Genomic DNA, 19,897 nt, shown 5'->3' with positions numbered 1-19,897 from the left:
AAATTGCCGCCCAGGGTGGGCCTGGGCCTGCCAAGCCGTTCAACCAATCTCTGTACCCTCAAGGCCATTGCTCGGTTATCGGTGGAGGTGCGCGGAGATTACGGCGCGGTCTGCCATTGATGGCTGCCACATGGAAGGGAGCAACCCGCAATTGCTGAAAAGAGCCACTGTCGGCTCGGCCTCCCGCGCTGCGGTGGCGAGCTTTTCTGCGAGTGGATCATCGACAGCGCCATTTGCGCCGCGCAAATGGCATATCCACGCAGCCAAGCCTTGCAGGATCGCCGGACATGCCTGCCCGTCCCGCTGGTTCGCCGCCAGCGTTTCGAGCCAGCGTTGCGGCAACTTCTGGCTGCCGTCCATTGCGATCTGAACCAATCGGTGGTTGATATCTGGGTTGGCGAAGCGAGCCAGCAGTGCATCGGCGTAGGCGACAAGGTCCTGCCCTGCGCTCGTCGCGATGGTGGGTGCGGCCTCATCGCGCATCAGCCTTAGGGTAAGGGCACGCAGGGAAGGATCGGCGACCGCTTCGTGGACGAAGGTGTGGCCGGCCTGGAGGCCGCAATAGGCCAGCAGCGAATGCGCGCCGTTGAGCATCCGCAGTTTGGCGCTTTCATAGGGCGCGACATCGGCGACCACCTGCGCGCCGTAATCCTCCCAATGCGGGCGAGGCCCGGCGAAATTGTCTTCGACCACCCACTGGCTGAATTCTTCCGTGAACACCGCGCCTTCATCGCGCAGTCCAAGCTGCGCTATGAGGGTGGTGAGGTCAGCAGGGGTGGTGGCGGGGACGATGCGATCGACCATCGAATTGGGCGTGCGGCATTCTGCGGCGAACCAGCCTGCAAGGTCCGGCGCGGAATATTCCAGCCATTCTCCGAATAGCCGGCTTAGAACCCTGCCATTGCCCGACAGGTTGTCGCAGCTCAGCAATGTCAGGCCTCCAAGTCCGGCGGCCCGGCGCCGGTGGAGGGCATCGGTCACTATCGGGTAAAAGCCCGCCGCGGCTGCCTCGAAGTCAAGGTCTCCGTCCGTCGTCCGACAATAGCCCTTTTCGGTCACGGTGAAGCTGATGACGTGGCAGTCCGGTGAGGCGATTCGCGCGACAATCGCGTCTTGCCCGTCGCCCGCAATCAGTACCTCGCGCACTGAACCGATGACGCGCGTTGTGCGTCCCCGAGATGATCGTTCGGTCAGCGTGAACATCCCGTCCTGGGGATTGAGCTGATCGGCAACAGAACCCGAGCGCAGCGAAACGCCGGTTATCATCCAGTCACGCTCGCCTGCGTTCATTGCCGCATCGGTGTACCACGCCTGATGCGCGCGGTGGAACGCGCCGATGCCGAAATGAACTATGCCGACTGACTGTGTGTCGCGATCATAGTCACCGGTTTGCACTTCCCGGCCAATCCAGGGCAGCGTTTTCTGTGACAGCCTCAAAGCTTGTAAGCCTGCTTGGCCAGATTGTAGGCCAGATCCTGGGCCACCTCGACGGCTTCCCATTCCTCCATCCGGTGTTCGACCACCAGCCGGGCAAGGAAGCCGCAGTCCATCCGCCGGGCCATATCGTGGCGCGCGGGTATTGAGAGGAACGCACGGGTATCGTCGTTGAAGCCGACTGTGTTGGAGAATCCCGCCGTCTCGGTGGTCATCTCGCGGAAGCGGCGCATCCCTTCGGGACTGTCGTTGAACCACCAGGCCGGGCCCAGCTTCATCGCCGGATAATGACCCGCCAGCGGCGCGAGTTCGCGGGCATAGCTGGTCTCGTCCAGCGTGAATACGATGAAGGTGAAGGCGGGAACGTTGCCATATCTGTTCAGCAGCGGGCGCAGCGCGTGGACATATTCGCAGGGCAGCGGAATGTCCGCCCCCTTGTCGCGCCCGAATCGTTCGAACAGCTTCGCGTTGTGGTTTCGACAGACGCCGGGGTGCAACTGCATCACCAGCCCGTCATCCACGCTCATCCCGGCCATTTCGGTGAGCATCTGCGCGCGGAACAGTTCGGCGTCCTGCGGCGAGACATTGGCCTGCGTCACCCGCGCAAACAGCGCCTCGGCCTCGGCAGGCGCGAGATCGGCTGTGCGGGCGGTGGGGTGGCCGTGATCGGTCGAGGTCGCGCCCATCGCGGCGAAATAGGCACGGCGCTGGCGGTGCGCGGCGAGATAGCCGCGCCAGGTGAAGCAGTCCTCTCCCGTCAGTTCGGCCAGTGCCCCGAGGTTATCGCGAAAGCCTTCAAATTCGGGATCGACCACAGGGTCGGGTCGATAAGCGGTAATCACGCGCCCGCTCCAGCCGCTTTCGCGAATTGTCCGGTGATGGCGCAGGTCGTCGAGCGGGGCCTCGGTGGTGGCGATCACTTCGATGTTGTATCTTTCGAACAGCGCGCGCGGACGGAAGGCGTCGGTCGCCAGTTTATCGCCAATGGTATCGAAATAGAGATCGGCGGTCGCCCCCTCGAGCGCCACGTCGATCCCGAACCCTTCGGCAAACACCCAGTCGAGCCACATACGCGACGGGGTGCCGCGAAACAGGCGGTAGCGTTCGGCAAACAGCCGCCAGCCCTCGCGCGGGTCGGTAGCGGGATTGCCGATGCCGAGGTCTTCCAGCATCACCCCCTGCGAATAGAGCATCCGAAACAGGTAGTGATCGGGCTTCAGCAGCAGGTCAGTTGCATTGGTGAAAGACGCGTTGCTGGCCCACCACTCGGGATCTGTATGCCCGTGCGGGCTGATGATCGGCAGATCCTTCACCGTGGCATAGATCGTTCGCGCGAGATCGCGGGTCGCCGGATCGGCGGGGAACAGGCGGTCCGGATGAAGGATCAGGGGCTTGGTCATCTGCGCACGAGTGCTTAAGGGCCATTTGCCCGTTTGCACAGGGGAAGAGATGCCATGAAAATCACCGCCGCCAGACTAATCACTACCTGTCCGGGGCGCAATTTCGTGACGCTCAAGATCGAGACCGATCAGGGCGTCTACGGTATTGGCGATGCAACGCTCAACGGGCGCGAGCTATCGGTGGTGTCCTATCTCGAAGATCACGTGATCCCCTGCCTGATCGGCATGGATGCGAGCCGGATCGAAGACGTTTGGCAGTATCTCTATCGCGGTGCCTATTGGCGGCGCGGACCTGTCACCATGCGCGCGATCGCGGCGGTCGATGTGGCGCTGTGGGACATCAAGGCCAAGTGCGCCGGGATGCCGCTCTACCAGTTACTCGGCGGCAAGAGCCGTGACCGGGTGATGGTCTATGGCCATGCCAATGGAAGCGACATTGGCCAGACGGTGGAAGCCGTGGGTGCCTATATCGACATGGGCTACAAGGCGATCCGCGCGCAGACCGGCATTCCGGGCGTCAAGGATGTGTACGGAGTGGGGCGCGGAACGCTGCATTACGAACCCGCCGATGCCGACCTGCCCAGCGTCACCGGCTGGGACACCCGCAGGGCGCTGAACACCATCCCAAAACTGTTCGAGAGGCTGCGCGAGACCTACGGTTTCGACCATCACCTGCTGCACGACGGGCACCATCGTTACACCCCGCAAGAAGCGGCGAACCTCGGCAAGATGCTGGAGCCTTATCAGTTGTTCTGGCTGGAAGACTGCACCCCGGCGGAAAATCAGGAAGCCTTTAAGCTGGTGCGCCAGCACACCACGACGCCGCTGGCAGTGGGGGAGATTTTCAACACCATCTGGGACTGCAAGGATCTGATCCAGAACCAGCTGATCGATTACATCCGCTGCACCATCGTCGGTGCGGGCGGGGTGACGCACCTGCGCCGGATCGCCGATCTTGCCAGCCTCTATCAGGTCCGCACCGGCTGCCACGGCGCCACCGACCTGTCGCCCGTCACCATGGGAACGGCACTGCATTTCGATACCTGGGTGCCCAATTTCGGCATCCAGGAGTATATGCGCCATACCGAGGCGACCGATGCGGTTTTCCCGCACGATTATCGTTTTGAAAACGGCTTCATGATCTGTGGCGAAACACCGGGGCACGGCGTTGATATCGACGAGGAGCTCGCGGCCAAATACCCCTATGACCGCGCTTTCCTTCCCGTCGCGCGGCTGGACGACGGTACGATGTGGAACTGGTGACCGGAGATCGAACGATTAAGAATACCGCCACCACGGGACCGCCCGGATCCGTCCAATACCAGCGGCGCAGGCGGTGCCTTCAACGGCGGTTGCCTCGTAGCTTGCCTGCAGGGAGCAATCCGGGGTGACGCAGCGCGGACGGGAAATGAACTGGGACTGGTGCGCAATGAGGCGCGCAGTGATTCCGCTCCTCGACGACCGGGATGATCCCTCGCAGTGGCAAGTGCTTTGACAGGGAAGAAGTGAACCCTCGGTGATCGGTTGCGATGCGATCGGGTTGCATCACGGTTGGGCCCACCATGGACTGTCGCGGTCAGACGAAGCTGTAGGGATCGATATCCACCCCCACCCGCACTCCCGGCGGGTGTTGGACCTGCGCCAGCCACTGCCGGATCACCTTCTGCAACTCCGCACTCCGCCGCGCATTCAACAGCAGCCGATAGCGATAGCGCCCGCGTAGCAGCGACAGCGGCGCGGGGGCGGGGCCGAGGATCATCACGTCGTCGAGCCGCGGCCTTGTATCGCCGATGCGGTTCGCGGCCATCCGTGCCTCGGCATCGTCCTCGCTGGACACGATGATCGCCGCCCAGCGCCCGAACGGCGGGGCGCCCGCGTGGCGGCGGGCATCGGTCTCGGCGGCGTAGAAGGCGTCGCGATCGCCCGCTTCGAGCGCGGCGATCACCGCCGCGTCGGGATGGCGGGTCTGGATCAGCACTTCGCCCGGCTTGGCCCCGCGCCCTGCGCGCCCGGCCACCTGGGCGACCTGCTGGTAGGTCCGCTCGGCGGCGCGCAGATCGCCCCCTTCGAGCCCGAGGTCGGCGTCGATCACGCCCACCAGCGTCAATTCGGGGAAGTGGAAGCCCTTGGTCACCAGTTGTGTGCCGACGATCACGTCGATGGCTCCGCCTTCGGCCATGGCCACGAATTCGGCGGCTTTCTCGGGTGTGTTGATCGTGTCCGATGTCACCAGCGCCACCCGCGCTTCGGGCAGCATTTCCGCCACCTCGTCGGCAATCCGCTCGACGCCGGGGCCGCAGGCGACGAGGCAATCTGGCTCGCCGCATTCGGGGCAATTGGCGGGCGGAGTGGTCTCATGCCCGCAGTGGTGGCAGGCGAGGCGGCGGCTGAGGCGGTGCTCGACCAGCCAGGCGCTGCAATTGGGGCACTGGAAGCGGAACCCGCAATGGCGGCACAAGGTCAGCGGCGCATAGCCGCGCCGGTTGAGGAACAGCAGCGATTGCTCGCCCCGTTCCAGCCGCTCGACCATCGCCGCGCGCAGCGGCGGGGATATCCACGCGCCGCGTTCGGGCTGGTCCTGCGTCAGGTCGACCAGCCGGATCACGGGCATCTGCGCCCCGCCGAACCGCGCGGGGAGCACCAGCTTTTCGTAAACGCCGGTGTCCGCCATGTGCAGGCTTTCGAGCGCCGGGGTAGCGCTGGCGAGCACCACCGGCAGCCGTTCGAAATGCGCGCGCATTACCGCAACGTCGCGGGCGTTGTAGCGGACCCCGTCTTCCTGCTTGAAGCTCACCTCGTGCGCTTCATCGACAACGATCAGCCCCAGCCGCACAAAGGGCAGAAACAGCGCCGAGCGCGCGCCGACCACCACCTGCGCCTCACCGCTGGCAATCGCGCGCCAGGCGCGGCGGCGTTCGGTGCTCTTGAGGCTGGAGTGCCAGATGACGGGAGCCGCGCCGAAGCGGGTCTCGAAGCGCTTGAGGAAGGCCTCGGTCAGCGCGATTTCGGGCAGCAGCACCAGCACTTGCCGCCGGGCCTTCAGCGCCGCTGCCACGGCTTCGAAATAGGTTTCGGTCTTGCCCGAACCCGTCACGCCGTCGAGCAGGATCGGGGCGAATTTCTCCACCTCCACCGCCGCCACCAGTCGCGCCGCCACAGCCCGCTGGTCAGCGCTCAGTTCTGGTTGGGAGAAATCGTGACTGGCGCGTGGATAGGGGCGGTCGACATCGACTTCGACGGGTTCGAGCACGCCCTGATTGACCAGCCCGCGCAATACCCCTTCGGAAACGCCGGCTATCCCCGCCAGTTCGCGGATCGTCGCCTGCTCTCCCTCCAGCGCGCCCAAGGCGTGTTCGCGCTGCGGGGTCATCCGTTCGGGCATCCCGCCCGACAGGCGGTATTCGGTCATGGTGGCCGGGCCACGCAGCGCGCCGCCGCTGGCGATCACCATCCGCGCCACTGCCGCCAACGGAGCGATGTAATAGTCCGCAGTCCATTCGATCAGCCGCCGTAGCGCCCCGTGGATCGGGGGTACGTCGAGCACAGAGTGCAAAGGCCGCAGCTTCGCTTCATCGACGGGTGCACCGGGCAGGCGGTCTGGCTCCCACACGATCCCGATCACTTGCCGGGGGCCAAGTGGAGCCACGACAACGGAACCAAATTCCACCGTCATGCCTTCTGGCACACGGTAGTCGAGCGGACCGAGCGCGGCGTTCATCACCAGTAGTCGGGCGCGGGTTATTGGCATCGACCTTATATGGCCGCTGGGTTATCCACGCGGCAAGGAGAGGAGTCGCATTATGACCGAAATCGCCGATTTTACGAGCAATCGCCGCCGTTTCATCGCCGGACTGGGCGCGAGCGGGGCATTGCTTGCTCTGCCTGCTTGCGAAAGCATGGGCGGTTACAGTCTGGTCGATGCGGTGCGCCGCTTGCTCTACCTCTCCAGCGAACGGGCCTTTGCGCGACTGGTCGCTCCGGGCGGGTTCTGGGACGAGCAGGTGGCCGCGATCGGCTTGCAGAACCTCCTTGGCGCGCGCGGCGGGGTGGTCTCGACCATTCTGACTTCGGCGCTGTTCCGCGACCGGTTGCAGGACGCCTTCGCCGATATCGCCATCCAGGGGGCGGAGCGGGCCGCGCCTATCGTGACCGATGCCGTGCGGGTGATCGGCATCCAGAACGCCGTGGCGCTCATCAATGGCGGGCCGACCGCTGCAACCGGCTTCCTGCGCGATTCGATGGGGACGACGCTGATCGAAGCGATGGTGCCCGAACTGGGGCAGGCGATGCGCATCGCGCAGGAGCCGCTGGTCGGCGAACTGCTCGCGGGCCTCACGGGGATCGACGTGTCTGGCGTGGCGCAAAACATCAGCCGCAGTGTCGACAATGCGATCTGGCGCGAAATGGGCGTGGAGGAAAGCGCGATCCGCGCCAACCCGCGCTCCACCAACGATCCGCTGCTGATCGGCGTTCTCGGCGCGGGAGGAGCGTTTTGAACGCCCGCATCGCCTTCGCCCTGCTGGCGGGTCTCGCCGCCAGCGGTTGCACCACCATGGTCGAAGCGGAGCGGCCACCCATCGGCGTGCAACTCTATACCGTGCGGGAAGACATGGCGCGCGATCCCATCGCCACCTTGCAGCGCATCGCTGCGATGGGGTTCGACGAGGTGGAATTTGCGCGCACCTTCGGCGACCGTTCGGCCGAGATGTGCCGCGAAACCACCCGGCTGGGGCTGGACGTGGCGGCGGTCCACGTCGGCTGGGAATTGCTGCGCGACGATCCCGCCCGCGCGCTGGCGGAAGCCAAGGCGATGTGCACCGACACGCTGATCCTCGCCTATCTGCCGGTCGAGGAGCGCACCACGCTGGAGCAGTGGCGTGGCTGGATCGCGCGGCTCAACGCAATCGCCCCCTTGGCCGAGGCGGAGGGCATCCAGCTTGCCTACCACGCGCACGACTTCGAATTCGCCACGATCGACGGCGTGCGCCCGATCGACCTGATGCTGCGCGATTTCGATCCGCGCATCGGCTTTGAACTCGATACCTACTGGGTGCAACTTGGCGGAGAGGATCCGCTGGAATTCTTCCGCCGGCACCGGGACCGGATCACCCATTTCCACATGAAGGACATGGGCCAGGGCGGGGCAATGGCCGATGTCGGCGCGGGAAGCATCGATTTCGCTGCACTGGTGGAGGAATTCGGCGAAGACCGTGCCTACTGGCTGATCGAACGCGACGACGCTCCCGATCCCTGGGCCAGCCTTGCCGCCAGTCTCGCGGCGATGCGCGCGCTCACCGCCGCCACAGACTGATTCCGGCAACCCTTCCGCGATAGGGATTGCCTCTCTATAGGCTCGGCCATGGCCGACGAATCCCCTCTCGATCGCTTCAAACTTGCGCTGACCGGCGCGGCGCGGGCGATTGCGCGCGATGCCGAAGTGGAAGTGGGCTTCACCGCCGATGCCGCTTCCGAAGCGGGCAAGGCGGCGCGGGTGCCGATGCCGTCGCGCAACGTCACTGCTGCCGAGGCGGAGGAAGCGCGCGGCTTCGCCGATGCCTTTGCGCTGCGGCTGCGTCATCACGATCCCGCCCTGCACGCCGTGGCGCGGCCCGGCGATGCCGAGGCGCGGGCCTGTTATGACGCAATCGAGCGGGTGCGTTACGAAGCCATCGGCGAGACCGAATATCTCGGGATGCGTGGCAATCTGGCAGCCATCCAGGACCGGCGGCTGGCGGGCAGTGCCATCGCCCGCGCCGAAGTGGCCGAGGATGTCCCGCTGCCCACCGCGCTCGCCCTGTTGCTGCGCGAACAACTCACCGGCCAGCCGATCCCGAACGTGGCGCGCGAGGGCGTGGAACTGGTGCGCGAATTCGTCGAAAGCCGCACCGGCGACGATTTCGAGCAGCTTGCCGATCTGCTCCACGATCAGTCCGCCTTCCAGAAGCTTTCCATCGCCATGCTGCGGCACCTCGACATGGTGCCCGCCGAACTCGACCCTGACGAAGGCTTTGATGATGCCGACGGCGACGAGTCCGAGGGCAAGGACGACAAGCCCGACGACAAGGAAGGCGACGAAGGCGCCAGCGACCAGCCCGAAGTCCGCGCCGAGGGCGCGCAGGGCGAGGAAGGCGAAGGCGAGGAGCAGGACGACGCCACCGGCGACGAGAACCTCGCCGAAGGCGAACCGGGCGACGACGGCGAGGAAATGATGCTCCCCCAGCGCCGCAATGCGCCGTGGCAGGACATCCCCGATAGCTTCGACTACCGCCCCTATACCAGCGAGTTCGACGAGATCGTCGAAGCCACCGACCTGTGCGATTTCGAGGAGCTGGACCGGCTGCGGGCCTATCTCGACAGCCAGCTGGCGGGATTGCAGAGTGTGGTAACCCGGCTCGCCAACCGGCTTCAGCGGCGGCTGATGGCGCAGCAGAACCGCAGCTGGGATTTCGACCAGGAAGAAGGCCTGCTCGATGCCGCACGGCTGGCGCGGGTGATCGTCAGCCCCGGCACTTCGCTCAGCTACAAGGTTGAGCAGGAGCAGGAGTTCAAGGATACCGTCGTCACCCTGCTGATCGACAATTCGGGTTCGATGCGCGGACGGCCAATCTCGATTGCCGCGATCAGCGCCGATATCCTTGCCCGCACGCTGGAACGCTGCGGAGTGAAGGTGGAAATCCTCGGCTTCACCACCCGGGCGTGGAAGGGCGGGCAAAGCCGCGAGCGCTGGCTTTCGGACGGTCGCCCCGCCAATCCCGGCCGCCTCAACGACCTGCGCCACATCATCTACAAGAAGGCCGATGAACCGATGCGCCGGGCGCGCCGCTCGCTCGGCCTGATGATGCGCGAAGGGCTGCTGAAGGAGAACATCGACGGCGAGGCGTTGCTCTGGGCGCACGAGCGGCTATTGGGTCGCACGGAAGACCGCCGCATCCTGATGGTGATTTCCGACGGCGCGCCGGTAGACGATTCGACCTTGAGCGTGAATTCCGCAGGCTATCTCGAGAGCCACCTGCGCAAGGTGATCGAATGGATCGAAAAGGCGTCACCCGTGCAACTGGTCGCCATCGGCATCGGCCATGACGTGACCCGCTATTACAAACGCGCAGTGACGATCATGGATGTGGAGCAACTGGGCGGGACGATTATCGAGCAGCTCGCGGGGTTATTCGAGGGGGAGTGATTTGCGTGGAAACAGTGACCCTCTGGCGGCCTACAGGCCCGAACGAACTCAAGCTGGTTGAAGAATCCGACTGGAAGGAATGGCCGCCGCGCCTTCCAGAGCAGCCGATTTTCTGTCCGGTTACGACAGAGGAGTACGCGATAAAGATCGCTCGCGACTGGAACGTGCCGAGCAGCGGCTCGGGATTTGTGACGCGCTTCGAAGTGCGGAAAGACTTTCTGGACAGGTACGAACGTCAGCTTGCTGGGGGCAGGGCGCACGAGGAGTACTGGATACCTGCCGAGGACTTGCCCGGTTTCAACGCGGCGATCGTGGGGAAAATCGAGGTCGTCAGGACGTTCCCCGAAAAATAAGAAAGATCGCCACCCTCCCGCCAACCTCCTTTCCCTCACACTTGGCTAGGTGCGGATCGTATGATAAAGTATGATCCATGAGCAAACTCGAACGCATGACTGTCACTCTCCCGGAAGAGATGGCGGCCAAACTTCGCGAAGCCGTTGCCAACGGTGAGTATGTAACCACCAGCGAAATCGTCCGCGAAGCGCTGCGCGAATGGAGCGATCTTCAGGAACGGCGGCTGGCATCGCTAACGCATTTGCGCGCTATGGTTCAGGAAGGCCTTGCCAGCGAATTGCTCGACGGGCGGAGCGCGCTCGCCGAACTGCGTGAGAAATATCGCGTCCCGCCGGAATGAGCGGACTTCCTTTTCGAATCCGCCAGGCCGCAATCGACGATCTTGATTCGATTGGTGCATTTATCCGTCAGGACAATCCACTTCGGGCTGAAACCTTTATCATCGAGATTATCGACCGGATCGAGACGATTGCGGTTCGACCACGCAGCTTTCGTTCACGCGACGATCTGTGGCCCGGCCTGCGGTCGGCTCTGTATGGCAAATACCTGGTCCTGTTCGTTATTGCGGACGGCACAGTGGAAGTGGTGCGTGTCGTCCACGGATCGCGTGATCTCGACGCGCTGTTCTGAGCCGCCCATTGCCAGTTTTCCGCGGCCCGCCTAAGCCTCCCGCCCCATGACCGACCTCAAGCTGTTCAACTCGCTCACCCGCCAGATCGAGCCGTTCGTCCCCGTTCATGCGGGCGAGGCACGCGTGTATACCTGCGGGCCGACGGTCTACAATTACCCGCACATCGGCAACATGCGCGCCTATGTCTTCGCCGACGTGCTGGGACGGACCCTGAGCTGGAAGGGTTACAAGCTCACCCACGTCATCAACATCACCGATGTCGGCCACCTGACCGACGATGCCGATGCGGGCGAGGACAAGCTGGAGAAGGCGGCGGCCGAACGCGCCCAATCGATCTGGGACATCGCCCGGCACTACACCGAGGCCTATTGGGCGGACGTCAGGGCGCTCAATATCCGCCAGCCTGCGCACTGGTCCATCGCCACCGACTACATCGCCGAAATGATCGCCTTTGCCGAAGGGATCGCGGACAAGCACTGCTACGAGCTGGAGGGCGGGCTGTACTTCGATACCTCCACCGTGCCCGATTACGGACGACTGGCCCGTGCGGTGACAGACGAGGGTGAGGGCCGGATCGAAAGCGTCCAAGGCAAGCGCCACGCCGCCGATTTCGCGATCTGGCGGCGGACGCCTCCGGGCGAGACCCGGCAGATGGAATGGGATTCACCATGGGGCCGGGGCGCTCCCGGCTGGCATCTCGAATGTTCGGTGATGGGCGAGAAGCTGCTCGGCTTCCCCTTCGATATCCATACCGGCGGGATCGACCACCGCGAGATCCACCACCCGAACGAAATCGCCCAGAACCAGGCGCGCACCTGCTCGGACCACTCCGGCGCGCGCATGTGGATGCACAACAATTTCCTGGTCGAACGCTCGGGCAAGATGAGCAAGTCGTCGGGAGAATTCCTGCGGCTGCAATTGCTGATCGACAAGGGCTATCACCCGCTGGCTTACCGGCTGATGTGCCTGCAGGCGCACTATCGCAGCGAGCTTGAGTTCTCCTGGGAGGGGCTTGGTGCTGCGCTGACACGGTTGAAGCGCATGGTGATGGCGGTCGATGCCCTGCGTGCTTCGCTCGATCAAGTTCCGCCCGCACCGGAACATGGCTGGACCTATCACGACCTGCGCGTCGAAGCCGGCGGCACGCTGATGCCGGTGATCGCCCGCTTCGATGCAGCGATTGCGGACGATCTCAATACCCCGCTGGCGTTGACCGTGCTCGAGGAACTGCTGGCGATGAAAAAGGTCGATCCGGTCCACAAGGCGGAAGCCGTGGCAGCGATGGACTCGGTGCTGGGGCTGGGGCTGTTTGCGCTGGAGCGGGCGGACCTGCGGCTGCGGCCGAAGGCGGCGACCGTGGGCGAGGCGGAGATCGAAAAGGCTCTCGCTCGCCGGAAGGAAGCAAGGGTCGCAAAGGACTTCGCCACAAGCGATGCCCTGCGCGACGAGCTTGCGGCGCAAGGCGTCGAGGTGATGGACGGCGATCCGCTCGGCTGGGAGTGGAAACTCTGATCAGGGCCCTCCTCCCCGCCGGGGCGCGGGCCGATCTCGAAGGCCGCCTGCCCGAATGGCTCGACACGACCTGGTGGGCTGACGAAGCCCAACTCCTCGAACTCGCCCCCCATGCCGAAATCGGCTGGTTCGACATGCACGTGAAGGCCCCCGCACTCGCAGCCATCGCCCGTGCCGACAAGCTGCGGTGGCTTTCCAGCGCCTACGCCGGAGTGGACTGGATGCCGCTCGCCGCACTGGCCGAGCGGGGCGTGGCGCTCTCCTGCGGCTCCGGGCTGGCGGCGGGGCAGGTGGCGGAATTCGCGGTGATGGCGATGCTCGCCCACTCGCGTGGTTATCGCGACATCGTCCGCGCGCAGGATCGCCACGAATGGCTGGCCGCACCGCCCTCCGCCGGGGCGCTGGCTGGCACGAGCGCGCTCATCATCGGCTATGGCGCGATCGGGCAGGCAATTGCGGCAATGCTCGCGCCCTTTGGCGTTGCCACCACGCCGGTGCGCAGCAGGGCGGGCGATGGCGCGCTCGGCCCGGATGAGTGGCGCGACCGGCTCGGCCTCTTCGACTGGATCGTGCTCACCCTCCCCAATACGTCCGAAAGTGCGGGAATGCTCGGCGCGGCGGAATTCGCGGCCATGAAAGCCGAAGCCGTGCTGGTAAATTTCGGCCGCGCCGAAGTGCTCGATCAGCCCGCGCTGGTCGCCGCTTTGCAATCGGAAAGACTAGGCGGCGCGATCCTCGACCTGACCGATCCCGAGCCGCTGCCGCCCGATCACCCGCTGTGGACCTGCGCCAACACGCAGATCACCATGCACCTGTCCGGCATTCCAAACCAAGCCAGCCGCCGCCGCGCCGCCGACCGGTTCCTGCGCAATTGCGCGCTGTTCCGTGCAGGCGAACCGCTGGAAGCACAGGTCGATCTCCTGCGCGGCTACTGATCACCCCTCCTCCAGCACCAGCACTTCGCACACCACCGACAGCCGGGGCGGATCGAGCACCGAGGCCACTTCCACCACCGCCGCATCCGCCACCAGCTGGCCGGGAATGGCGAATTCGTGCTCCGGCAGGAACGCGATGAAACACTCGCCCGCTTCCACCGCCTCCGCGCCGTCGAAAGCCAGTTCCACCCGGTGCCGCGCCCCGGCAAAGGTGATGCTGGCCCAGCTTTTCTCGCTGTGTGCTACGATCCGCCCGTGACCCTGCGCCAGCGCGATCAGAGCCTCGGCCAGCCTCTCGCGGGTGCCCTTGCGTTTGCGCGGGGCCCTGGCGGTGATGGACGGCGGCACGACTTTAGGATCAATTCGCATTGCTGTTCTCGCGATAAATGTTCATGAAATGTTCCACCTTCTTTTCCGTCTCAGGCCGGGGAAGGCGGCCGTTGCGCAGATCGAGCACGAAACGGGGATCGTGCGCGGCGAGTCGGCCGAACTTGGTCGCCGGCATGCGCGTATGGCGGAGGAAGACTTCGATCTTGCGGATGAGCATGGGTGAAAATCCCCTTGGCGTGCGGTTGACCTGACGAGCCAGCGACTCGATGGCCATAAAACAGCGCGGCAAATCCTACTTGTCTAGGAAAAATACATGGCGTAGGAAGAATCCGTTCACCATGAGGGGATCGGGCGATGGGCTCACGCGAAAAACTGGTGCAGACAGCGCGGGCGAGGGGCAGCAGCCTGGCGGCCCTGTCGCGGATGATTGGGCGTAATGGCACCTATCTTCAGCAATATGTTACCAAAGGTAGTCCGCGCAAGCTTGAGGAGGAGGACCGGCGCAGGCTGGCGCAATTTCTCGGGCTGGAAGAATCGGATCTCGGTGGATCGCAGGAAAAATCCTATGGTTCGGCAACGAGTCGCGACTGGATCGAGGTTCCCCGGCTCGATGTCGATGCCTCCGCGGGGCCGGGGGCGAGCGGGCCGGGCGAACTGGCGTTCGATTCCTTCGCCTTCTCACGCCGCTGGCTTGCCGAACACGGGCTCGACGGGGCGCGCCTCTCCGCCATCCGCGTGGTTGGCGATTCGATGGAGCCGCTGCTTCGCGAAGGCGACGAAGTGCTGGTGGATTGCCGCGCGCAGCCGTTCCGTGACGGTGTCCACGTCGTCCGGCTGGACGACAGCCTGCTGGTCAAGCGCGTCGCCAGCCAAGGTGCAGGCCGCTTCGCCCTGCTCTCGCAGAACCTCGCCTATCCGCCGATCCAGGTGGGCGCGGAGGAGTTCGAGGTGATCGGCCGAGTGGTCTGGAAAAGCGGGCGGGTTTAGGCCGTTCCTTCCGGCGTTTTGCCCTGTTTGCTTGCCCTGCCGCTTCTCAGCGAGCGCCGCGAGAGGAGGGCCTTTTGATCTCGTCGGAACCATCAGAGCGACCTTCCGTTGAAAATCCATAGCCGCTGAGGGGCCATCCAAGCAGGGGCAGTAAAGGAGAAACACCGTGAAGAAACTACTGACCATACTTGCTCTTGGTGGAGGAATTGTTTTCCTCCCTGCTTGCAACACCGTTGATGGAGCTGTCGAGGACGTCGAATCGGTCGGCGATTGCGTCGATGGCGAAGAAGGAAACTGCTGAACCACCAGTTTCGCAGATCGACCAGGATAAGGCGCCGCCGTCAGTGGCGCCTTTCCTGCGTTAGAGGCGTCGAGGCCAAACGGGCATGTATTGGGAACAACGCGCAGCTGTGCTACGCTGAAAGCATGAAGTGCCGCCTCTGCAAATGGTTGTGTGATCGCTATTGCCCGCCTGAGATGCGGCCCAATGCCTTTAGCGAGTATTCTACTAGCTGGGAGCGTGACAACTCAAACGACTGGGACCTCTGGCAAAGGGATGGTGAAGCCATTCATCGGCAATCTGAGATTGCTGCCAGCTATTTGGCTAACGATAGGGGTAAGGCATTCGCGATCTACACGTCGATGGCTGATGCTGGTTCAGCATGGGCGATGCGTCTCGTCGCAGACTATTTTGAACACGGGGTCGGGGTCCAGAAGGACTTGAGAATGGCCGAGAGCTACTATTCGCGAGCATTGCTTGCTGGCTCAAATTCCGCCTATGTCGATTTTGCCGCACTCCATTATCGGCAAGGCAACGACGAGAAGTGGAATGCTATTCTTGAGCAGGGTGTTGCGGCCGGATACGCGCCTGCGGCCTATTGGTTGGTCTTGTTTCGTTATCAGCGCAATCCTTCCCGAGCCATGGCGCGGTCTTTGCGTTCTACACTGGAATTGGCGGCCAAGGCTGGCCATCCAGAAGCGCGACTGATGCTGTCGCGGTGGAAGGGGCGTCGCGTGTTCGGCTTCCGAGAAATTCGCCAAGGGTTTCGGGAATACCTGACTCTCATGGATGACGCGGAAAAGAAGCAGAGGCGCATACAAACGGACGAAAAGATCACCAAAGCAGCAGCTTGAACCCCGTGTGCGTCCCCACAAATCCCAGCCGCTCATAAAATCGGTGCGCCGCATCCCGCGTCCGGTAGCTGGTAAGCTGCACCACGCCGCAGCCGCGTTCCTTGCAGCGCGCGATCGCCCAGCGCATCATTGCCTCGCCGATCCCGTGCCCGCGTGAGGCCGCCAGGACCCGGACATTCTCGATCTGGCCACGCCAAGCACCTTTGCGCGATACGCCGGGGATGAAGCTCAGCTGGAAGCTGCCGACCGGCGCTCCGGCATGCCCGACGATGTAGAGCGTGTGGTTGGGATCGGCGGCAATCGCGCGCAGGCCTTCCAGCGCCTGTTCAGCGTGATCGGGCCGCAGCGGATCGCGCGCCGCGCCGATTTCGTCTTCCGCTGCCAGCGCGTCGAGAAAAGGCAGGTCGGCCTCGGTCGCCGCGCGATAGGTGAGCTGGTCCATCGGCAAAGCTCTACGCTTGCAAGCCGCGCCCGTCACCGCCATTTGCCATTCCATGACGCAAAGCTCCCCCATTCGCGCCGCCATCGTGCCCGTCACCCCGTTCCAGCAGAACTGCTCGCTGGTCTGGTGCACCAGGACGATGCGCGGGGCGCTGGTCGATCCGGGCGGGGAACTGGACAAGCTGAAGGATGCAGTGGCGCGGGCCGGGGTGACGCTGGAGAAAATCCTCCTCACCCACGGTCACGCCGACCACTGCGGGCAGGCAGGAATGCTGGCGGCGGAGCTGAACCTGCCGATCGAAGGACCGCACGCGGACGACATCTTCTGGATCGCCAAGCTGGAGGATGACGGTCCCCGCTTCGGCATGCATTGCGAAGTGTTCGAGCCGACCCGCTGGCTGGCGGATGGCGACACGGTGACCGTTGGCGAGCTGGAGCTCGAAGTGATCCACTGCCCCGGCCACACTCCCGGCCACGTGGTGTTCTTCCACCGCGAGGCGAAATTCGCCTTTGTGGGCGACGTGCTGTTCGCAGGCTCCATCGGCCGCACCGATTTCCCGATGGGCAACCACCAGGACCTGCTCGACGCGATCACGCAGAAGCTCTGGCCGCTCGGCGACGACGTCACCTTCGTCCCCGGCCACGGCCCGACGAGCACCTTCGGTCGCGAGCGCGCGAGCAATCCGTTTGTGGGCGACGCGGCGATTTCTGGCGCGTAATCAGCCGAACTGCTGGTAAACCGCAACCAGTGCCATTCCCGATAGCACGATCAGCGTCAGCATCGTCAGCAACGTCCCGATCATGCGGCCCCAGTGTTCCCCCTCGGCATCCATGCCCAGCGGGTGAAGTACCCGGCCGATCAGGAACGAAAGCGCGGTCAGGCCGAGCAGCCAGCCGTCATGCCCAGTCAGGTCGAGCACGATAATCATCGCCAGCGCAAAGGGGGCATATTCGGTGAAATTGGACTGCGCGCGCATCCGGCGGAGCAGCAGGACATTGCCGCCATCACCGTGCATCACCTTTTCCTTCATCCGCACCCTGCCGCAGCGAATCCCCAGCCAGAGCGCGATGAGGCCCGAAACTGCAGTGCTGATCAGGCTGATATGCATGTCTTCCAAGTGACTTCCCCTCGCTTTGCCCGATGCTGCTCTAGGCAGGACTGCGAGTGCTTGCAACGCGGCAAAAACCCGCTATAGCGCCGCCCTCCGCCGCACAAGAGGGTTCCCTCTCCGCCGCGCTTGCGCGGGGGTTGGGTATCGCCTAGTGCGGCATCCGAGCAGATTTTGAACGAATTCAAGGATCAGGTGCCGCCATGGCCGTCCCTAAAAGAAAAGTTTCGCCGCATCGCCGGGGCAATCGCCGGTCGCATGATTCGCTGAAGGTGGAAGCCTTCCACGAATGCTCGAACTGCGGCGAACTGAAGCGTCCGCACATGCTGTGCAACGCCTGCGGCCATTACAACGGCCGCATGGTGATCGAGCCCAAGGCTTAAGTCTCCGGCCTGAATAAGGAATTTCGCACATGAGTCTTCCGCGTATCGCCGTTGATGCGATGGGCGGGGATGAAGGCGTGCGCGTGATGGTCGAAGGCGCGGCGCTGGCGCGGCGTCGGCATGACAAGTTCCGCTTTCTCCTTGTAGGCGACCAGCCCCGCATCGAAGCGGTATTGGCCAACCACCCGAACATGCGCTCCGCTTCCGAGATCCTCCACTGCGAAGGCGTGGTGGCGGGCGACGAGAAGCCCAGCCGCGCGATCCGCCGCGCCAAGACCACCAGCATGGGCCTCGCCATCGAAGCGGTGAAAAGCGGCGATTGCGGCGCGGCCGTGAGCGCGGGGAACACCGGCGCGTTGATGGCGATGGGCAAGCTCGCCCTGCGCACCATGCCGGGGATCGATCGCCCTGCGCTCGCCGGGCTGATGCCGACGCTGGGCGACAACGACGTGGTGATGCTCGATCTGGGGGCCAACACCGATTGCGACGCCCGCAACCTGATCCAGTTCGCGATCATGGGCGCGGCCTATGCGCGGATCGTCACCGGCAAGGCATCGCCGCGCGTGCGGTTGCTCAACATCGGCACCGAAAGCATCAAGGGCACCGACAACCTGCGCGAAGCCAGCCAGCAGCTTGCCGACGCGACCGGGCTGGCGATGCAGTTCGACGGCTTTATCGAAGCCGACAAGATCAACCGCGGCGAAGTGGACGTGGTGGTGACCGACGGCTTTTCGGGCAATATCGCGCTGAAGGCAATCGAAGGTTCGGCGCGGTTCGTCACCGACCTGCTCAAGACGGCCTTCACCAGTTCGCTGCGGTCCAAGATCGGCTTCCTCGTCAGCCGCCCGGCGACCGAGCTGCTGCGCCACCATCTCGATCCGAACAACCACAACGGCGGGGTCTTTCTCGGCCTCAACGGAGTGATCGTGAAATCGCATGGCAGTGCCAATGCCAAGGGCGTGGCCAATGCCGTCGATGTCTGCGCGCGGCTGCTGGAGGATGACATCACCCAGCGGATCACCGCCGATCTCGCGGAAATCGGCGCGGGGATGAGCAACGGGGCAGGAGCTGCCAAGTGATTCGTTCGGTCGTCATCGGTTCCGGCTCGGCCCTGCCCGCACGCTGTGTCTCCAACGCCGAACTGGCGGAGCAGGTGGACACCAGCGACGAATGGATCCGCGAACGCACCGGCATTACCCAGCGCTACATCGCGGGTGACGGCGAGACGACGGGATCGCTTGCCACCGATGCTGCGCGCGCGGCCTTGGCCGATGCGGGGTGCAAGATTGCCGATGTCGACCTGATCGTGCTCGCCACCGCGACACCGGACCGGACCTTTCCCGCCACCGCTACCACGGTGCAGGCGAACCTGGGCGGGCGCGGCTTCCCGGTCTTCGACGTTGCGGCGGTCTGTTCGGGCTTCCTCTATGCGCTGGGCACGGCGGATGCGATGATCCGCACCGGCATGGCCAAGCGCGCCATCGTGATCGGCGCGGAGACGTTCAGCCGCATTCTTGACTGGGATGATCGCGGCACCTGCGTGCTGTTCGGCGACGGCGCGGGGGCCTTCGTGATCGAGGCGCAGGAGGTCGACGAGGACGGCCCCGGCGTGATCGCCACCCGCCTCCATGCGGAAGGCGCACATTGCGACCTGCTCTATGTCGATGGCGGGCCCTCCACCACCGGCGAAGTCGGCAAGGTTAGGATGAAGGGGCGCGAGGTTTTCCGCCATGCCGTTGTCAATCTTGCCGAGGTGCTCGGCGAAGTGCTCGCCGATGCAGGCATGACGCCCGCGGATATCGACTGGGTGGTGCCGCACCAGGCAAATGCCCGCATTCTCGATGCCACCGCGCGCAAGCTCGGCCTGTCGATGGACCAGGTGGTGGTGACGGTGGACCGCCACGCCAATACGTCTGCCGCCAGCGTTCCGCTTGCCTATGACGTGGCGAAGAAAGACGGGCGCATCAAACCGGGCGATCTGGTGATGCTCGAAGCGATGGGCGGCGGCTTCACCTGGGGCGCCTGCTTGCTGCGGGCGTAGTTTGCGCAGGGGATTTTTCCCTGAAT

The 19,897-nt window shown here is 64.3% G+C and carries 22 protein-coding genes; 15 read left to right on the top strand and 7 right to left on the bottom strand.

What is annotated here, in order from left to right:
• Nucleotides 1-75: 75 nt before the first annotated feature.
• On the bottom strand, nt 76-1,500 hold the full coding sequence (locus JY451_03495) for a mannitol dehydrogenase family protein (protein QZH75674.1): 1,425 nt from the start codon (nt 1,498-1,500) through the stop codon (nt 76-78).
• Entirely contained in the window at nt 1,434-2,834 is a 1,401-nt protein-coding gene (gene uxaC / locus JY451_03490; GenBank protein ID QZH75673.1) for a glucuronate isomerase, read from the bottom strand. Before uxaC ends, JY451_03495 begins: the two co-directional genes overlap by 67 nt.
• A 54-nt stretch (nt 2,835-2,888) precedes the next feature.
• On the opposite strand from uxaC, the gene JY451_03485 reads away from it, so the two are divergent.
• Nucleotides 2,889-4,097 (top strand): D-galactonate dehydratase family protein, encoded by a 1,209-nt coding sequence (locus tag JY451_03485; GenBank protein QZH75672.1) that lies wholly within the window; start codon nt 2,889-2,891, stop codon nt 4,095-4,097.
• A 313-nt stretch (nt 4,098-4,410) separates the two neighbouring features.
• On the opposite strand, the gene JY451_03480 is transcribed toward JY451_03485, so the two are convergent.
• The gene (locus JY451_03480; protein QZH76536.1) at nt 4,411-6,576 is read right to left on the bottom strand and encodes a primosomal protein N'; all 2,166 of its coding nucleotides are present in this window, start codon (nt 6,574-6,576) and stop codon (nt 4,411-4,413) included.
• Between the two features lie 58 nt (nt 6,577-6,634).
• Here JY451_03480 and JY451_03475 point away from each other — a divergent pair, with 58 nt between their 5' ends.
• The 8 genes from JY451_03475 (at nt 6,635) to JY451_03440 (ending at nt 13,446) form a co-directional block, all read left to right on the top strand.
• Nucleotides 6,635-7,330 carry a DUF4197 domain-containing protein gene (locus JY451_03475; protein QZH75671.1) on the top strand — a complete coding sequence of 232 codons (696 nt, stop codon included), beginning with the start codon at nt 6,635-6,637 and terminating at the stop codon, nt 7,328-7,330.
• Complete coding sequence (locus JY451_03470; GenBank protein ID QZH75670.1) at nt 7,327-8,145, top strand: sugar phosphate isomerase/epimerase; 819 nt, start codon at nt 7,327-7,329, stop codon at nt 8,143-8,145. Before JY451_03475 ends, JY451_03470 begins: the two co-directional genes overlap by 4 nt.
• 48 nt (nt 8,146-8,193) lie before the next feature.
• Nucleotides 8,194-10,014 carry a cobaltochelatase subunit CobT gene (gene cobT, locus JY451_03465; protein ID QZH75669.1) on the top strand — a complete coding sequence of 607 codons (1,821 nt, stop codon included), beginning with the start codon at nt 8,194-8,196 and terminating at the stop codon, nt 10,012-10,014.
• 53 nt (nt 10,015-10,067) lie between these two features.
• Nucleotides 10,068-10,367: a hypothetical protein gene (locus JY451_03460; GenBank protein QZH76535.1), complete on the top strand. Its 300-nt coding sequence runs from the start codon at nt 10,068-10,070 to the stop codon at nt 10,365-10,367.
• Between the two features lie 77 nt (nt 10,368-10,444).
• On the top strand, nt 10,445-10,708 hold the full coding sequence (locus tag JY451_03455; protein QZH75668.1) for a type II toxin-antitoxin system ParD family antitoxin: 264 nt from the start codon (nt 10,445-10,447) through the stop codon (nt 10,706-10,708).
• Entirely contained in the window at nt 10,705-10,998 is a 294-nt protein-coding gene (locus JY451_03450) for a type II toxin-antitoxin system RelE/ParE family toxin (protein QZH75667.1), read from the top strand. The genes JY451_03455 and JY451_03450 overlap by 4 nt, the downstream gene beginning before the upstream one ends.
• A gap of 46 nt (nt 10,999-11,044) precedes the next feature.
• Nucleotides 11,045-12,511, top strand: coding sequence for a cysteine--tRNA ligase (locus JY451_03445; GenBank protein ID QZH75666.1), 1,467 nt, complete (start codon nt 11,045-11,047; stop codon nt 12,509-12,511).
• On the top strand, nt 12,508-13,446 hold the full coding sequence (locus JY451_03440; GenBank protein QZH76534.1) for a D-2-hydroxyacid dehydrogenase: 939 nt from the start codon (nt 12,508-12,510) through the stop codon (nt 13,444-13,446). The genes JY451_03445 and JY451_03440 overlap by 4 nt, the downstream gene beginning before the upstream one ends.
• Here JY451_03440 and JY451_03435 read toward each other — a convergent pair whose 3' ends face one another.
• A complete protein-coding gene (locus tag JY451_03435) occupies nt 13,447-13,815 on the bottom strand; it encodes a hypothetical protein (GenBank protein QZH75665.1) in 369 nt (122 codons plus the stop codon). It abuts the gene before it with no gap.
• Nucleotides 13,805-13,993 carry a hypothetical protein gene (locus tag JY451_03430; GenBank protein QZH76533.1) on the bottom strand — a complete coding sequence of 63 codons (189 nt, stop codon included), beginning with the start codon at nt 13,991-13,993 and terminating at the stop codon, nt 13,805-13,807. Before JY451_03430 ends, JY451_03435 begins: the two co-directional genes overlap by 11 nt.
• Nucleotides 13,994-14,130: 137 nt before the next feature.
• Here JY451_03430 and JY451_03425 point away from each other — a divergent pair, with 137 nt between their 5' ends.
• Together JY451_03425 and JY451_03420 are read left to right on the top strand one after the other, a co-directional pair.
• On the top strand, nt 14,131-14,763 hold the full coding sequence (locus tag JY451_03425; GenBank protein ID QZH75664.1) for a S24 family peptidase: 633 nt from the start codon (nt 14,131-14,133) through the stop codon (nt 14,761-14,763).
• Nucleotides 14,764-15,189: 426 nt separating this feature from the next.
• On the top strand, nt 15,190-15,897 hold the full coding sequence (locus JY451_03420) for a sel1 repeat family protein (GenBank protein ID QZH75663.1): 708 nt from the start codon (nt 15,190-15,192) through the stop codon (nt 15,895-15,897).
• Here the strand turns inward: JY451_03420 and JY451_03415 are convergent.
• Nucleotides 15,878-16,339: a GNAT family N-acetyltransferase gene (locus tag JY451_03415; protein QZH75662.1), complete on the bottom strand. Its 462-nt coding sequence runs from the start codon at nt 16,337-16,339 to the stop codon at nt 15,878-15,880. The genes JY451_03420 and JY451_03415 overlap by 20 nt on opposite strands.
• A 70-nt stretch (nt 16,340-16,409) precedes the next feature.
• Between JY451_03415 and JY451_03410 the strand changes: the two genes are divergently transcribed.
• Nucleotides 16,410-17,057: an MBL fold metallo-hydrolase gene (locus tag JY451_03410; GenBank protein ID QZH76532.1), complete on the top strand. Its 648-nt coding sequence runs from the start codon at nt 16,410-16,412 to the stop codon at nt 17,055-17,057.
• Here the strand turns inward: JY451_03410 and JY451_03405 are convergent, their stop codons facing one another.
• Nucleotides 17,058-17,456, bottom strand: coding sequence for an MAPEG family protein (locus JY451_03405; protein ID QZH75661.1), 399 nt, complete (start codon nt 17,454-17,456; stop codon nt 17,058-17,060).
• Between the two features lie 194 nt (nt 17,457-17,650).
• Here JY451_03405 and rpmF point away from each other — a divergent pair, with 194 nt between their 5' ends.
• Genes rpmF through JY451_03390 form a run of 3 tightly spaced genes read left to right on the top strand, consistent with a single transcriptional unit; the run spans nt 17,651 to nt 19,871 of the window.
• Entirely contained in the window at nt 17,651-17,830 is a 180-nt protein-coding gene (gene rpmF, locus JY451_03400; protein QZH75660.1) for a 50S ribosomal protein L32, read from the top strand.
• A gap of 29 nt (nt 17,831-17,859) precedes the next feature.
• Nucleotides 17,860-18,909 carry a phosphate acyltransferase PlsX gene (gene plsX / locus JY451_03395; protein QZH75659.1) on the top strand — a complete coding sequence of 350 codons (1,050 nt, stop codon included), beginning with the start codon at nt 17,860-17,862 and terminating at the stop codon, nt 18,907-18,909.
• Nucleotides 18,909-19,871: a ketoacyl-ACP synthase III gene (locus JY451_03390; GenBank protein ID QZH76531.1), complete on the top strand. Its 963-nt coding sequence runs from the start codon at nt 18,909-18,911 to the stop codon at nt 19,869-19,871. Before plsX ends, JY451_03390 begins: the two co-directional genes overlap by 1 nt.
• The last annotated feature ends 26 nt before the right edge of the window (nt 19,872-19,897 follow it).

The organism is Erythrobacter sp. (assembly GCA_019739335.1).
Classification (GTDB): domain Bacteria; phylum Pseudomonadota; class Alphaproteobacteria; order Sphingomonadales; family Sphingomonadaceae; genus Alteraurantiacibacter.
Note: the sequence above shows the minus strand (reverse complement) of the source record. Positions and strands in the feature narration are given on the sequence as shown.

Bases quoted from the DNA above. Each gene is read 5' to 3' on its own strand.
- JY451_03495 (QZH75674.1), bottom strand. From the start codon at position 1,500: ATGGGAAGCCGTCGAGGTGGCCCAGGATCTGGCCTACAATCTGGCCAA.
- uxaC (QZH75673.1), bottom strand. From the start codon at position 2,834: ATGACCAAGCCCCTGATCCTTCATCCGGACCGCCTGTTCCCCGCCGAT.
- JY451_03485 (QZH75672.1), top strand. From the start codon at position 2,889: ATGAAAATCACCGCCGCCAGACTAATCACTACCTGTCCGGGGCGCAAT.
- JY451_03475 (QZH75671.1), top strand. From the start codon at position 6,635: ATGACCGAAATCGCCGATTTTACGAGCAATCGCCGCCGTTTCATCGCC.
- cobT (QZH75669.1), top strand. From the start codon at position 8,194: ATGGCCGACGAATCCCCTCTCGATCGCTTCAAACTTGCGCTGACCGGC.
- JY451_03455 (QZH75668.1), top strand. From the start codon at position 10,445: ATGAGCAAACTCGAACGCATGACTGTCACTCTCCCGGAAGAGATGGCG.
- JY451_03450 (QZH75667.1), top strand. From the start codon at position 10,705: ATGAGCGGACTTCCTTTTCGAATCCGCCAGGCCGCAATCGACGATCTT.
- JY451_03445 (QZH75666.1), top strand. From the start codon at position 11,045: ATGACCGACCTCAAGCTGTTCAACTCGCTCACCCGCCAGATCGAGCCG.
- JY451_03435 (QZH75665.1), bottom strand. From the start codon at position 13,815: ATGCGAATTGATCCTAAAGTCGTGCCGCCGTCCATCACCGCCAGGGCC.
- JY451_03430 (QZH76533.1), bottom strand. From the start codon at position 13,993: ATGCTCATCCGCAAGATCGAAGTCTTCCTCCGCCATACGCGCATGCCG.
- JY451_03425 (QZH75664.1), top strand. From the start codon at position 14,131: ATGGGCTCACGCGAAAAACTGGTGCAGACAGCGCGGGCGAGGGGCAGC.
- JY451_03420 (QZH75663.1), top strand. From the start codon at position 15,190: ATGAAGTGCCGCCTCTGCAAATGGTTGTGTGATCGCTATTGCCCGCCT.
- JY451_03415 (QZH75662.1), bottom strand. From the start codon at position 16,339: ATGGACCAGCTCACCTATCGCGCGGCGACCGAGGCCGACCTGCCTTTT.
- rpmF (QZH75660.1), top strand. From the start codon at position 17,651: ATGGCCGTCCCTAAAAGAAAAGTTTCGCCGCATCGCCGGGGCAATCGC.
- plsX (QZH75659.1), top strand. From the start codon at position 17,860: ATGAGTCTTCCGCGTATCGCCGTTGATGCGATGGGCGGGGATGAAGGC.